This window comes from Fictibacillus sp. KU28468 (assembly GCF_026153615.1).
GTDB lineage: Bacteria > Bacillota > Bacilli > Bacillales > Fictibacillaceae > Fictibacillus_C > Fictibacillus_C marinisediminis.
Window position 1 is genome coordinate 1001912 of sequence record NZ_CP110666.1, and the last position, 13711, is coordinate 1015622.

Here is a 13711-nt window from a genome sequence, read left to right on the forward strand (position 1 = left end):
TGAAGTCCAGTCACATTGACGTTTCCTGACCAATTTAGTATAATTAAGTTTGCACTGTTTGGGGGAGGTCAGTAACATATGCCAAAAGGAGAAGGAAAACTTGTCGCACAAAATAAAAAAGCGCGGCACGATTATCATATAGAAGAAACCTTTGAGGCAGGAATCGTCCTCCAGGGAACAGAAATCAAAGCCATTCGAGCTGGCCGGATTAATCTAAAGGATTCATTCGCCCGCGTACAAAATGGAGAAATGTTTCTTCATAACATGCATGTCAGCCCGTATGACCAGGGTAATCGCTACAATCATGATCCTTTGCGAACCCGCAAACTGCTTCTTCACAAGAAGGAAATCAGCAGACTGCTCGGTGCAACGAAGGAGCAGGGTTACTCGATTGTACCGTTGAAACTGTATTTGAAAAATGGCTTCGCTAAAGTTCTGATTGGCCTTGCGAAAGGAAAGAAGAACTACGACAAGCGTGAAGATTTGAAGAAAAAAGATGCAAAACGCGAGATCGAACGGGCCTTCAGAGACCGCCAAAAGGCATAAACTGGAGGGCGCGTCCGGTTGAAAAAACACCGCAAAAATGCTATAATAACTTTGTTGCTGACAATTGAATAAATGCAGCAGCTTTAACTTTTCCCGTAGATTCACCCCGGGATATTCCATGGGGACGTTACGGATTCGACAGGGATAGTTCGAGCTTAAGTTGCGAGTCGAGGGGGTCGGCCTCGTTAAAACGCCAACGCCTATAACTGGCAAAACTAACAACAACCTAGCTTTAGCTGCGTAATAGCACTTTAGCTGATCCTCCCTCCATTGCCCATGTGGTAGGGTAAGGGTCTCACTCTTAGTGGGCTACGCCGGCTGTCCTCCGCCTGAGGACGAAGGAAGAGCACAATCAGGCTAGCGCTTCAAACGCCTGTCGATAGGCAAATGAAGCCGCGAAACGCCAATGTATCGACTACACTCGTAGAAGCTTAAGTGCCGTTATCTTTGGACGTGGGTTCGACTCCCACCGTCTCCACCAATACATACTGTTGGTGGTTTTTTACATATTTCTTGCGTAGAGTTCTAAAACCTAACCCTAACCGTGTTAGGTTTTTTTATATCTGTAATATCCAATGTACAATTGGGAACTTATATCTTAAGGGTCAGTTCATTCAATGGTTTACCTGAAGAAAAAGAAAAAATGGCAGCATGTTGACGCCATCTAAAAGGTTATTGATAATATTTTGCCCATTCATTAAAAATGGTTGGCGAAATCTGTTTGACTCCTTGAAGGAATTCCTCTGCATATCCGAGCTTTTCAAGACCTGATATTAACTTCATGGGATAAGTTCTATCAGTGGTAAATGCCCTTTTGTGGTCGATCACTTTTACCTCCCCCTTCTCGTTGAAGTAAATATGACGTACCTCTGTATCGTGTCTCAAAAAACCTATCCTCTTAAATTCAGAAAGCATGTATAATATTTGTTTTATTTTTGAATCAGAAAAACGTTTCTTTTTTTTGAGGTAATTTTTCAGATTGTATCCATTGATATACTCCATGACAATATAGTTGGATCCATACTCATAGAGTCGGGGAATGATTGGGGATGATTGTCCTTTCTTTAATGCATTCAGTTCAAGTTTTTGAGTTTTTTCTATCCAGAAAATTTTTACACATTTATTATGACAAATTTGAAAAACCGCTCCATCACCGCCCTTGCCAAGCAGTTTATATTTTTCTAGATTTTCCAATTCTAATTTTCCTTTATTCCTGGCTGCTATCGCCGTTACACTTTCCATTCATACACTTCCTTTATTAAAATTAGACTTCAGCAGCAACTCAATTAGTGTATTTAAGTTTTTAACGGTGATCTGCTAGTATAAACCCAATTCCTTTCCCCAGCTGTTTATTTTTTCAATGTATCTTTTTAGCAGAACACTTTGTTCTCCATTCAACATCCTTCTAAGGTGATTTAAGAGTCTTTTCTCTAATGTTCTTTGTAAATAAGCCATTTTTAATAGTTTTAGGGTGTCTGTATGAAAGGTTATTCCTTCTTTTTGCATTTCCTGAGCGTATAACAGCATGCAATGACTTCTTATTTCTTCTTCATTTTTATGCCAATCTGTTCTGAAATCAATTAACAATTCAACCAGAACAACCATATCAAATGAACAGGGTGCATACTTGGCAGACTCCCAGTCGATCAGTTGAATGTTCCAATTTACTTCATCCCTGCCGTTTTGGCAGCAAAGATTATGAAGATGAAGATCACCGTGGATGAGGCATTGGCCAGCTTCCATAATTTCCGGAAAGAAAATTGGCCCTTTTTGCAGGACATTTTGAATAGTGTTGTATCCAGGTGCTACTATTTCTCTTACACCTGGATCTTTCATCGCAAGATCTAGATATTCTTTTGTTTTTTCAATATGGTTGCTTCTTTCTGTGTTTGCCAGCGCAGAATCATATCGGGGAAGCCAGGAATCAAAAGAATCCTTGTACCTGGTTATCCGATCACCAAATGTGCGGGCATGGAATTTTGCAGCAGTCGGAATGATAAGATCGAGATGTTTGGGCGTAATCCTGATTTGCCCGCGCAAAGGTTGAACAAATTCTGTAAATAGCCAGATTTCGCCATCATTTACTTTTTTCTCAATCCAATACATTTTTGGCATGAATTCAGCCATGGAAGTATATCCGCTGAGATACATGTTTATTTCCACGCTATGATTTTCATTAAATGGTGGTTTATATATTTTGAGGACTACTGGAAGACTGTTTAGGCCATCTGTAAGGATCAGTTTCCAGATACTTGTTTTTTCCCTGGAATTTTTAAGGCATTCTATTTTATCTTCAGGCAGCGCAACTTTATTTTTTGAGAAAAATTCGAACTTTTTTTTCCATCCAAATTGATTCCACTGTTTAACGATTTCTTCTTTACTGCTCAAAGCAGAAATCCCTCCTTTCTATTAAAAAACTCATTTTCTCGCCCATAAATATCGAATGTGGGACACAAAGCTCCTTATAAATGGAAGTGGATCCTTCCAGCTGAATAAAGCTTCTACCTTATCTCCGGAAAGACTTTTTAACCATTCGGTGATTGTCATTTTCCCGTTTTTTTTGTTTTGGCGGAAGGATAGAAAATCGCGGACCAGGTAAACCCATTTGATGCCTTCTTTCTGTATCGTCACTGGGGAAGGATTTTGTCCAGTTACCAGCAAATAGTTCAAGTATGCTAAATTTACACCGCAAGCTATTGACAATCTTTGGGTTAACCCAATCCTGGGGTTAATCTCAATAAATCTCAACTTGCCGTCTCTTTCATCCCTCTTAAATTCCGTAATTGCCAGGCCTTTTAAATTGATATTACGCAAAAATGGCACTGCCATATTTATTACGTCCTCATCTCTGATACTTAATGCCATGGCAGTTGAACCGAAGTCTGGAGGGAATTGGTGAAGTTTTTGATTCATCCAGAGTCCAATTAGATTCATTTCCTCATCAAATAAGGTTTTTACTGAATAAATGGATGCCTCTTCTCCAGGAATCACCTCTTGAATCATGAGCTCTCCAAAACGGCTGTAAAAGAGGTACTCTTCCCTTAACTGGACTGGATTTTCAACTAATATAGCTTTTTTATACAGATGATGATCGATACGATTCCGGAAATTAGATGAAATGACTGGTTTTAATATACAGGGGAATATTACTTCAGAAATAATCCGCTCAAGATGATCTTCATCATCAATAATGAACGTTTTAGGACATGGAACGTTATATTTTACTGATAAATCGTAGGTTAATCTTTTATCTAACACAGCCTCGATTAATGAATGGTCAGGTAAAAGAAAAAGATAATTCAAAGACAACTGATTTCTGTATTTTGATATAAAGCGCACATAGTCATCCGATCCAGCGTAGAGTACCGCTTTCTCCTCAAATGTTTGCCCTAGCCTTGTAAGGTGTTCTATTAATTTTTCTTCCTCAGAAACAGGATTAGGGCATACACCGCAGCTTGCATATCTGGTTTTTCCAATTTTTTGCTTACTCTCTGTATCAAATGCATATACTTTTATGCCTTGTTCGGCTAAACTCCGAACTATCCCGATCCCAGTCGCACTTAAATCTAAAACTACGGCTGGTAGATCATGCCTCACTGCATCTCACCTCTGTGCAAAAAAGATTGATAAACTTCTTCAATCTTTCTAGCCATACTGGCAATCGTTAAATGCTGTTCAGCAAAGCATTTAGCATTTTGTGCTAAAGAATTCCTTAGTACGGAATCGTCCAGAAGGATCGTTAATTTTTCAGCTAGTTGTTGAGAGTTACCCGGTTCAGCTATAAGCCCCGAATGATTGTCCTGAATAATTTCCGGTATTCCGCCACAGTTTGTTGTAATGATCGCTTTCCGGGCAAACATCGCCTCTATCACAGAAATGGGAAGTGTATCACTGGTAGTTGGCAGGACAAAAATATCTGATCGTTTTAATATTTTTGGAATATTCTTTCTCTTTCCTAGAAAATACACATTTTCCAGCTGTAAATCCTGACATTGGCGTTCAAGCTCTTCTCTCATTGATCCTTCTCCTACAATCCATATTTCAACATTTTCAAGCTTGTTTCTAATGAGCGAAAGTGCTTCAAACAGGTATTTATGGCCTTTACGCGGCCGGAGGCGAGAGATACAGGTAATAATTGTCTTTTCTTTAGTTTTCTTTGATTTCCCTTGAGGGCCAATTCCAAAATCAATTCCAGTGTAAACAGTTGTCAACTTGCTTTCCTCAGTACCTAAACTGTTTAGCAACGGCCGAAAATATTCACATAAACTAATGATATGGGTCGAACTTTGAACGGCTTTTTGGTCAATGGCCAAAAAGTAGGCTTCTTCTGCAGACCCTTTTTCAATTAGATTAAACTTTAGCCGTGTGTGTGTCATAAATCCGTGGGGAGTGAACAGCAGCGGTTTTTGATAACCTTCATTAAGCTGGCACATGACATTTGCTGTAAACCGATCTTGTGCGTGAATAATATCATACCTAGAAATATCCACGCACTTTAGCATCCATTCATATCTGCGCATTTGCCAAACATTTTGGATGATTTTTTCACTGAAACTTCCATACCTTTTAACAAAAAATTGTTTTACATCCTCCATAATTGTTTGGCGCATGCCGTCAATGCCATCATTTTCTAAGTGGTTAGGTGCAGCAATATGGACAATGTGGCCTAAGCTTTCCAATCCTGATTTAAGTGCAGTGATGTAGTTTTGCAATCCGCCAACAAAAGGGTAGTTCCAGAAAGTAGTGATTAAGATTTTCATGTTTTTCTTTTGTTTTAATTCAAAGGATTTCTGGTTATCCGGTTTGTTTTTTTCTTTTTTTAAAGCTGTTGTCAGTCCATAGTATTGATCCATTGCAGATACTAAATGGGGATAGGGGATAAATAATGGAGGCTGTGTTGAATATTGACGGTCTGTCATTTCCATACCCTCCTGATGATTTCAAACGCTTCCGCATAATCTACTCCAACCGTCATGCCTCGAACCTGTGCTAATGATTTCACTCCTTGATATGAACGGGGATGAGGAAAATCCCTCATCTCCACGTGATAAAAAGAAAGAGATTTGAGTTTATCATCAATGGTTTCCGTTATATCCACAAAATAGTTTGGTTTAAATTCTTTATCATTCGTATGTTGACTCCATTCAGACGAAGAAACCGTTTCAAAACAGAGTATTTCAGCAGCCTTTTTCCCTGGCAATGGCCTGGCTGAAGTAATTACGGCCTGGTACAATATTTGATGGTCACGGTTTAGGTCTCCGTAATGATGAGTAAAAATCATGGAAGGCTCATACTTGGCCAAAAGCGCTTCAATTTCTTTAGTTAAAGAATGTAAAGGGAGAGTTTCTAATAGTAGATTTGGATATTCTAAAAAAACAACCTCTTCTACTCCCAAGTATTTATTAGCCTCTAACATTGATTCTTTAATGCAATCCTCTTTTTCCTTACGCCCCTTTGCAACAACCACGGAAATCACCTTATTGCCATTTTCAACCAATTTTTTTATTGTTCCACCGGGGCCAAGGATTTCATCGTCTGGATGAGCAGCAATCACTATTACATTGGTACTCATGTATTTCACCTCGATTTTTTTCCGTTCTTTTATATATATGGACACACCATTAGTTAGGAAACTGACATTAGTGGAAAGGAATTGGAAATTTATCATACTGAATGAATAGACTGCTGTTTTTACGGTTAAGGTTTCAACAATATGACGCATTCCTTCTTCATTAAATCATTTGCAGGTCCTTTTATTTACTTATAGAGAGTTCCGGTTTGAGTTTAAAATAAATTAGAATGTGGAACATGAATAAGCAAAGCTCATTAAATGAAAGACTTTTTGGGTGTAAGCAAAACAGGAGGTAAGTATGATGAATGATAATGAAAACAACAAGCCATCAGAAGATAGTAAAGATGCTTCCGTTTCCAGAGCCCTAATAGGTGGAGCCGTCGGGGCAACTCTAGGATGGTTGTATAAACCTGAAACACGCAAATTAGTTGTATCTCACATTAGGCAATCAGAAACCATAAAAACTTTAGCTGCGGAAATAGGAAGATCAGTTCAAGAAAGGGTAACAGAACAAGCTTTGAAAAATATAAAATCGACGACAGCGGGTTTCTTAAATAAAGATAAAAGCAAGGACTCTGATGAGAAAGAGAAGGCGAGAAAAAATGAAGATAATGAATCAACAAGGTATTCTGCACTAGAAGAGGAGAATAAACGGCTAGCAAACCAATTACAGATGCTAGAAGAAAAATTAAACAAGCTAGTTGAGTAAAAAGTACTGTTCTTTAAATAAGTGTGTACTTTCAGAACCTGTCCATTTTTTATGTATATGGACAGGTTTTTTTATGTGACCCGGTCCCTTTTGTTACTAACAACTTCCTTTTCTTTATTACTTTTCTCTTATCAACGTATTACTGGATTTCCGTACTAAATTGACCACAAATATAGTAAATATAGTTTTTATTGAAAGAAACAATGACTAGGAACGTTATAGTCATATCGTTTGAGTAAATGTAATCTAACTGTAATATTTTTAATGTTTTTATAAAAATCACAAATAAAATACTGCCAAAGCAGTGTTTTTCATTTTTCAGCAAGATTACGCTGACATAATACGTGAAAAAAATGGTAAGAAACACAGTGTTCCAACGGGTCCATGTTTTTATTGCGTTAGCAAAGGGGTATAGCGTGTTTATGGAATCATTAATTTGATTTCGTTTGTTCGAGTACATTCACAGACAACCTTCATTGAGTAAAGGTTCACTTATTTTTGAAAGGGGGGATTTGGTGACTCGGCAAACATCAGGACAAAGCAAATTAAGAAAAGGCACACTTATAGGAGGACTACTCGCGAGTACAGCTTCTTTTATGATCCCGAGCGTCAGAAAGAAAGCAAAGAAAGGGATGCAAAAAGGAGCAATGAAAGCAGCTGTAAAAGCAGTGAAGAAAAGCCCTTCCAGTTTGAAAGATAAAGCTAAAGAAAAGATAAAAGAAGAAGCCAAGGATCAGCTTAAATCAAAATTTCAGGAAGAGCTTCAGTCCAAAGTGAGTAAGGCTGCTGAAAAATTGGAAGATGCGAAAGAAAAGAACGCTGATAAAGTTCATGGCAAAGCTGAGCAAGCAGCAGACAAAGTAAGGGATGTTTTATTAAATGTCCAGGATAAACTTAAGAATTTAAAAGAAGCAGGAGAAGAGTTTCAGGAAAAAATTAATTCCAAGAAAAAAAACACAAAGCTTAAAAGTGTTAATGATATCAAAGGGGCTAACAACATCAAAAGTTCAAATCAGTTGAAAAGCTCCAATGATATTAAAAGCTCAAAGGATATTAAACGAGCAACTGATATTAAAACCATCAGTTCCTAATAAATCTTATTTTATTTAAAGAGAGGAGAATGAAAAGATGAGTGTTCAAAAAAGTACGGATAGTTCAAGTCTTGCAGAGGTTATCGACCGAATTCTTGATAAAGGTGTTGTAATCGATGTATTTGCGCGAGTTTCTCTTGTGGGAATAGAGTTAATAACTATCGAAGCTAGGGTAGTTATTGCAAGTGTTGACACATGGTTGCGATATGCTGAGGCAGTTGGGTTGCTGCGAGATGAGGTTGAAAAAGAAGGACTGCCATCTCAGTCAAATGAAAGAGGCAGCCAAGCCTTTAGCATTTAACTATTATACGGTCAGAGCAGTGTAAAAGCTGCTCTGGCCACCTACTAAAATATTTCTAATAGCAAAGGTGGAGGCTGTCAATGGAAATAAAAGAACTAATGGATGCGGTAAATGACTTTTTCAAAGAGCATGTAGCCCCCCCTCACAAGATTACATCAGTTGAAGGCACGGAAGATGAAGGCTGGAAAGTCATTGTGGAAGTGATCGAAGAAAAAGAATACATGAAGAAATATGCAAAGGATGAAATGTTGGGCGTCTATCAAGTTTCCTTGAACAAAAAGAAAGAAGTAACGTCTTTCACAAGGATAAACATCCGATATCGAAGTGCTATTGCTGAAGACTAGGAGGCGATGAAGGGTTGGAATGGGGGAGTAAAAAATGACGGTCTTAACGGAAAACAAAAACAAAGTAAAATCAGATTTACTGCAGCATGACGGTATAAAAAACTTAATTTCTCGTTCCTTAAACTATCTTTCAGCAGGTTATCCCGTCCATTTCACAGGACCGCCTGGAGTTGGCAAGACGACTCTTGCACTCCTTTTAGCGAAAAAGCGAAAACGTCCCGTTATGTTAATGCATGGGAACCGGGAGTTATCGAATGCTGACCTAATCGGGGCATATACAGGATATACCACCCAAAAAGTGGTTGATAATTTTATCCGTTCGGTTTACAAAAAAGAAGAAAATGTTACGGAAACGTGGAATAACGGAAGATTATTGGATGCTGTAAAAAATGGGTACACATTGATTTATGATGAATTTACCCGTTCTGAGCCCTCAACTAATAATATTTTCCTTTCAATTTTGGAAGAGGGGATTTTACCGTTATACGGCACGAAGCAAAAAGATCCCTTTATGAAAGTCCATCCGAAATTCACAGTAATCTTTACGAGCAATCCTTCTGAATATGCAGGCGTTTACGAAACACAGGATGCTTTATTAGATCGTCTGATCACCATTCCGTTAGATTATACAGACAAAGATACTGAAGCCGCCATTGTCTCTAGCAAAACAGGTGTTGATTCAAATCAAGCAAAAGCCATAACAAGTTTTGTTGCTGCTCTCAGAGAAAAATGCAGTGAAAACAGCAATAACGGACCAAGTCTGCGGGCTTCTATTATGATTGCAAAACTTGCAAATGAGGCGGATATCCCAATAAATGGTAAAGATGAAGATTTTCAGCGGTTATGCCTGGACATCTTATTAGCACCTGTCGCCAAATGCATGGATGAGAAGGATCCATCAAAGCTAAGAGAGCTAATAATAAGCGAATGCAAAAAAGCAGTAAAGGAGTGAGCGATCAATGAGTCAATCAACAGGTATTTATATATTTTGCGGTATACAAACAACAGAAGATAAGTATCAGTTTGGAAATGTTACCATTGAAGGCCAAGAAAGATCAACGTTTACCATTCATTATAAGGATGCAGCCATTGTAGCAGCAGAAATGCCAATGAAAATATATCATCCCAATAAGGAAAACTTAATGGCTCATCAAGATGTGATATCTTCTGTTATGGCTCAAAACGATACGGTCATTCCCATTAGTTTTGGAAATGTGTTCAATTCAAAAGAAGATGTAAAAGTTCTACTGGAAAATTTGTATCCGCAGTTTGAACAGTTGTTTCCAGAAATAAAGGGAAAAATAGAACTTGGTCTAAAGGTAATGGGCAAAAAACAATGGCTGGAAGAGGAAATTAATAAAAAACCTGAAGTAGAACAAATGAAAAAAACGGTTCAAGGCAAGTCTCAGGATGCAGCGTATTATGAACGCATTCAGCTTGGCGAAATGGCTCAAAAATTTTTCAGTTCTCTTCAAAATGATATTAAAGCGGAAATCTTTGATCCATTAAAAGAAGCATCTACAGCTTCAAAAATCAACAAGCCGATTGGCGAAACGATGCTTTTGAATGCAGCTTTTTTAATTGACCGCGATAAGGAAGAACTCTTTGACCAAAAAGTAAATGAAGTTCATGAAAAATGGGAGGACAAACTCGATTTTAAGTATTCCGGTCCATGGCCTGCCTACAATTTCATCAACATTCAGCTGAAGGTTGAGGAAACATGATCCACAAACTTTTAATGTCCCCGATGAATCTCGTCATTAAAGTTGGTGAAAAGGTTAAAGAAGAAGTGGATCGGGAACTGTATGACATTTCATTTATTCAGCAAAAATTGATTCAGCTTCAAATGATGTATGAACTTGAAGAAATACCGGAAGAGGTCTACAAGGAACAAGAAGAAGTATTGTTAGTAAGATATGAGATAGCAAAACAGCGGGAAATGGAAGAGTGGGAGAATTTGACGAAGAAGCAAAAGTGAGGGAATAAAGATGGCGAAACTCGTTTATTTATATGGACTTATTCCCACCGAAGAAGCAATAAAAGACGCAGTTCCTTCTTTTCGGGGGTTAGATGAACAGAATGAAGTATATACCATTCAATTAAATGAAATTACGGCTGTTGTCTGTGACCTTGATGCAGACACGTATTCAGAAGAATCAATTAAAGAAAAAATGAACAACGACATGGAATGGCTTCAAGGAAAGGCGCTCCATCACCATGAAGCTCTATTGGCACTCCAAAAACAATATACAGTAATTCCAATGAAATTTTGTACGATTTATAAAAGCGAAAATAGCTTGATCGAAACAATTGAAGATCACCAAAAGAAGATCACCAACTCGTTCACTCAACTCGCAGGCAACGAGGAATGGAATTTGAAAATCTATTGTGACCACTCAAAATTAAAAGACTTTATCAGTGGCCACAATTCTTTAATAGAAGAAAAAAAAGAAGAGATAAGCAAATTGCCTCCTGGCAGACAGTTCTTTGAAAAAAGAAAGATTGATCAATTGGCAGACCAGGAGTTAGAGAAAGAAATAAATCAAACGTGTGAACAGATCCATGAGGAACTTACCAAATTCTCCCTTCATGATTCAATAAAAAAAAATTGGGGTAAGGATGTAACAGGGAAACAATTCGATATGTGCTGGAATAGCGTATACCTTATACCAGCAGATACAGTGGAAGAATTTTTAGAAGAAATTAAAAAAAGGAAAAATGAGCTCGCAGAAACTGGTTGGAAGTTCGAGGCTTCTGGTCCATGGCCCGCCTACCATTTCGCAAGCTTAACCTGAAATGAGGGATTAGCTCATGGGACACAGAGAAGCCATTGAAAATAAGGAAGTTACTCTTATTGATATCTTAGATGTGATTTTAGATAAAGGTGTCGCCATCAAAGGAGATCTAATCATTTCAATTGCAGGAGTAGATTTGGTTTATCTTGATCTGCGTGTGCTGATTGCTTCAGTTGAAACGCTTGTGAACTCATCTTCAGGCAATCGTAAAGACATCTCGTCCGACCAATTTGATAAACAAAGGGAGGGCCTAATTTATGCAAACAACTAATCCATCCAGCGGAAAAATTCATCTGGATCCCGATAACGCTGAGCATGGCTTAGCACAGCTGGTTCTGACGGTCATTGAATTGTTAAGGCAAATCGTTGAAAGGCACGCCATCCGCCGGGTGGACGGCGGAAATTTAACCGATGAACAAATTGAAAACCTTGGCGTGGCATTGATGAATTTAGAAGTAAAAATGGACGAGCTTAAAACCATTTTTAATTTAAAGGATGAAGATTTAAATATTGATCTTGGGCCTTTAGGGAACCTATTATGAGACAGACGTGCAAATTAGGGAGTGATAAAAATGGCAGTACAGCATGCTTCAGAGTCCAGCACGATTGTCGATGTATTAGAAAAGATACTGGATAAAGGCGTCGTCATTGCTGGGGATATAACGGTTGGTATCGCTGATGTAGAGTTGCTAACCATTAAAATCCGCCTGATTGTGGCCTCTGTAGATAAAGCAAAAGAAATCGGCATGGACTGGTGGGAGAATGATCCTTATCTATCCTCCAAGGCTTCAGAGGGCACACGAAAATTGGAAGAAGAAAACAAAGAATTAATGGAGCGAGTCCGACTTTTAGAACAGAATGCAGGGAGCAATGATTGACTTTCAATCATTCCAATATAAAAAGTATACGATATTAGAGGAGGAAAAATTAAATGGCTACTAATAAAACTGAAAATACCCAAATTGAAAATCAAACAGGTGAACAGAAGAAAAAGTTAAGTCCCGTAAATAGAACACTCGTAGGAGGAGTTGTAGGTGCTACCGTAGGATTGCTTGCTACTCCGAAAACAGGAAAGAAATTATTAGCTGGTATAGAAAAAGCCAACCTGAAAGACAAAGGGAAAAATCTAGGCAAGGCTGCTAAAGAAAAGATAAGCGGCTTTAAAGAAACCGGGGTTGCACAATCACAGCAAGCTGCTGCAGGTCTAAAAGAAAAAACATCCAGATTATTGAAGAAAAATAAGAACCAGGATAACGATCAAAGCGAAGAAACAGATGTTACAAACGAAGACCAAAATCAAGATAATGGAAATAACGAAAACAATCAGTATCAATCACTCGAAAATGAAAATAAGAAACTAAGTGAACGATTGGAAATGTTAGAACAGAAATTACAGCAAATGGTTGACGCAAGTGAGGAAAAGGATGAAAAAAAAGGAAAGAAGGAAAAGAAGAAAAAGCAAGATGAAGAAGAGCAATTAGAGCTGGAAAATGAAGAGGAAGAAGAAGAAGAAGAAGAAGAAGACGTAAACAATGTAAATGAAGACGAAGAGGATGAGGAAGAAGAGGAAGAGGAAGACGAACAAGAGGAAGATGAGGAAGAAGACGTAAACAATGTAAATGAAGACGAAGATGAGGAAGAAGAAGACGACGAAGAGGAAAAGAAGCCTGCAAAGAAAGCAACAAAATCAAAAACCAAAAAGACACCTGCAAAAAATAAGAATTCAAAGAAAGCAAAAAGCAGCAAATCAGAGACATCTCTTTCCAGCAATGACGATACATCTTCGAAATAAGAGGAGGATATTTGATGAGTTCAACCACGGCATCCCAATCTAAAGACAGCATACTTGAATTTTTTGTGAAGGCCTGCAATAAACATGGGTTTTCATTGGATATTACGTTAAATGTCAAAGGGGCTGTCATTACAGGCACAACGATCACCGCTCAAGAATACTTCGAAACGCTGGCTGAAACGTTTGAGGATGGAAACGAGATCGCTCAGGAGATAGGCGAACGCCTTGTTAAAGCTGGTGAGGCGGCAGAAGAAGACAATAACAACAGCGATATTAATTTCATTCATTTAAAGAACACACGAGTGTTTTGTGGTGATAGTAATTCAACTCCATCTAAGGGGAAAATTCTTTGGAGGGGAAAGTTGGATCAGGTTGATGGATTTTTCCTCGGAAGAATTTCTGACAGTAAAAGTTAAAGTAATAATGCTTAAATAAATCAAATAGAAATGTTTAAAAACCAGTTAACTTATGAATATAGTTAACTGGTTTTATTTAGTTTTTTCAACATGTTTTGGCCAATTAAACAGTATAAAAATAAGCACATATGTGCTTATTTTTAAA

19 protein-coding genes and 1 other RNA gene are annotated in these 13711 nt (G+C 38.0%); 15 read left to right on the plus strand and 5 right to left on the minus strand.

The features are described from left to right. The first annotated feature begins 78 nt into the window (after nucleotides 1-78). Nucleotides 79-546: an SsrA-binding protein SmpB gene (smpB, locus tag OKX00_RS04985; RefSeq protein ID WP_053357118.1), complete on the plus strand. Its 468-nt coding sequence runs from the start codon at nucleotides 79-81 to the stop codon at nucleotides 544-546. Nucleotides 547-666: 120 nt separating this feature from the next. Beyond that, nucleotides 667-1027, plus strand: a transfer-messenger RNA (tmRNA) gene (gene ssrA / locus OKX00_RS04990). Between the two features lie 191 nt (nucleotides 1028-1218). On the opposite strand, the gene OKX00_RS04995 is transcribed toward ssrA, so the two are convergent. From OKX00_RS04995 to OKX00_RS05015, 5 genes are all read right to left on the minus strand, one after another. Beyond that, entirely contained in the window at nucleotides 1219-1788 is a 570-nt protein-coding gene (locus tag OKX00_RS04995) for a kinase (RefSeq protein ID WP_265409657.1), read from the minus strand. Between the two features lie 75 nt (nucleotides 1789-1863). Further along, on the minus strand, nucleotides 1864-2934 hold the full coding sequence (locus OKX00_RS05000) for a phosphotransferase (RefSeq protein ID WP_265409658.1): 1071 nt from the start codon (nucleotides 2932-2934) through the stop codon (nucleotides 1864-1866). A 30-nt stretch (nucleotides 2935-2964) separates the two neighbouring features. After that, the gene (locus OKX00_RS05005; RefSeq protein ID WP_265409659.1) at nucleotides 2965-4143 is read right to left on the minus strand and encodes a carboxylate--amine ligase; all 1179 of its coding nucleotides are present in this window, start codon (nucleotides 4141-4143) and stop codon (nucleotides 2965-2967) included. Next, entirely contained in the window at nucleotides 4140-5471 is a 1332-nt protein-coding gene (locus tag OKX00_RS05010; RefSeq protein WP_265409660.1) for a glycosyltransferase family 4 protein, read from the minus strand. The genes OKX00_RS05005 and OKX00_RS05010 overlap by 4 nt, the downstream gene beginning before the upstream one ends. Then, the gene (locus OKX00_RS05015; RefSeq protein WP_265409661.1) at nucleotides 5462-6118 is read right to left on the minus strand and encodes a PIG-L deacetylase family protein; all 657 of its coding nucleotides are present in this window, start codon (nucleotides 6116-6118) and stop codon (nucleotides 5462-5464) included. Before OKX00_RS05015 ends, OKX00_RS05010 begins: the two co-directional genes overlap by 10 nt. A 298-nt stretch (nucleotides 6119-6416) precedes the next feature. On the opposite strand from OKX00_RS05015, the gene gvpT (OKX00_RS05020) reads away from it, so the two are divergent. The 13 genes from gvpT (OKX00_RS05020) to gvpU all read left to right on the plus strand — a co-directional run bounded on the left by gvpT (OKX00_RS05020) (nucleotide 6417) and on the right by gvpU (nucleotide 13566). Then, complete coding sequence (gene gvpT, locus OKX00_RS05020) at nucleotides 6417-6827, plus strand: GvpT/GvpP family gas vesicle accessory protein (RefSeq protein ID WP_265409662.1); 411 nt, start codon at nucleotides 6417-6419, stop codon at nucleotides 6825-6827. 689 nt (nucleotides 6828-7516) lie between these two features. Further along, nucleotides 7517-7918: a gas vesicle protein GvpQ gene (gene gvpQ, locus OKX00_RS05025; RefSeq protein WP_265409663.1), complete on the plus strand. Its 402-nt coding sequence runs from the start codon at nucleotides 7517-7519 to the stop codon at nucleotides 7916-7918. A 37-nt stretch (nucleotides 7919-7955) separates the two neighbouring features. Then, complete coding sequence (gvpA, locus tag OKX00_RS05030; protein ID WP_062232702.1) at nucleotides 7956-8219, plus strand: gas vesicle structural protein GvpA; 264 nt, start codon at nucleotides 7956-7958, stop codon at nucleotides 8217-8219. An 80-nt stretch (nucleotides 8220-8299) separates the two neighbouring features. Beyond that, a complete protein-coding gene (gene gvpO / locus OKX00_RS05035; protein ID WP_265409664.1) occupies nucleotides 8300-8563 on the plus strand; it encodes a gas vesicle protein GvpO in 264 nt (87 codons plus the stop codon). 34 nt (nucleotides 8564-8597) lie between these two features. Continuing rightward, on the plus strand, nucleotides 8598-9515 hold the full coding sequence (gene gvpN / locus OKX00_RS05040; protein ID WP_265409665.1) for a gas vesicle protein GvpN: 918 nt from the start codon (nucleotides 8598-8600) through the stop codon (nucleotides 9513-9515). A 7-nt stretch (nucleotides 9516-9522) separates the two neighbouring features. After that, nucleotides 9523-10287: a GvpL/GvpF family gas vesicle protein gene (locus OKX00_RS05045; protein ID WP_053357132.1), complete on the plus strand. Its 765-nt coding sequence runs from the start codon at nucleotides 9523-9525 to the stop codon at nucleotides 10285-10287. After that, complete coding sequence (locus OKX00_RS05050; RefSeq protein ID WP_062232709.1) at nucleotides 10284-10541, plus strand: gas vesicle protein GvpG; 258 nt, start codon at nucleotides 10284-10286, stop codon at nucleotides 10539-10541. The genes OKX00_RS05045 and OKX00_RS05050 overlap by 4 nt, the downstream gene beginning before the upstream one ends. Nucleotides 10542-10551: 10 nt before the next feature. Continuing rightward, nucleotides 10552-11358, plus strand: coding sequence for a GvpL/GvpF family gas vesicle protein (locus OKX00_RS05055; RefSeq protein ID WP_265409666.1), 807 nt, complete (start codon nucleotides 10552-10554; stop codon nucleotides 11356-11358). Nucleotides 11359-11374: 16 nt separating this feature from the next. Further along, nucleotides 11375-11629 (plus strand): gas vesicle protein, encoded by a 255-nt coding sequence (locus OKX00_RS05060; RefSeq protein WP_062232714.1) that lies wholly within the window; start codon nucleotides 11375-11377, stop codon nucleotides 11627-11629. Next, nucleotides 11616-11900, plus strand: coding sequence for a gas vesicle protein K (locus OKX00_RS05065; RefSeq protein ID WP_265409667.1), 285 nt, complete (start codon nucleotides 11616-11618; stop codon nucleotides 11898-11900). The genes OKX00_RS05060 and OKX00_RS05065 overlap by 14 nt, the downstream gene beginning before the upstream one ends. A gap of 30 nt (nucleotides 11901-11930) precedes the next feature. Beyond that, a complete protein-coding gene (locus OKX00_RS05070; protein ID WP_062232716.1) occupies nucleotides 11931-12236 on the plus strand; it encodes a gas vesicle protein in 306 nt (101 codons plus the stop codon). Between the two features lie 53 nt (nucleotides 12237-12289). Further along, nucleotides 12290-13150 carry a GvpT/GvpP family gas vesicle accessory protein gene (gene gvpT, locus OKX00_RS05075; protein WP_265409668.1) on the plus strand — a complete coding sequence of 287 codons (861 nt, stop codon included), beginning with the start codon at nucleotides 12290-12292 and terminating at the stop codon, nucleotides 13148-13150. A gap of 14 nt (nucleotides 13151-13164) precedes the next feature. Further along, a complete protein-coding gene (gvpU, locus tag OKX00_RS05080) occupies nucleotides 13165-13566 on the plus strand; it encodes a gas vesicle accessory protein GvpU (RefSeq protein WP_265409669.1) in 402 nt (133 codons plus the stop codon). The last annotated feature ends 145 nt before the right edge of the window (nucleotides 13567-13711 follow it).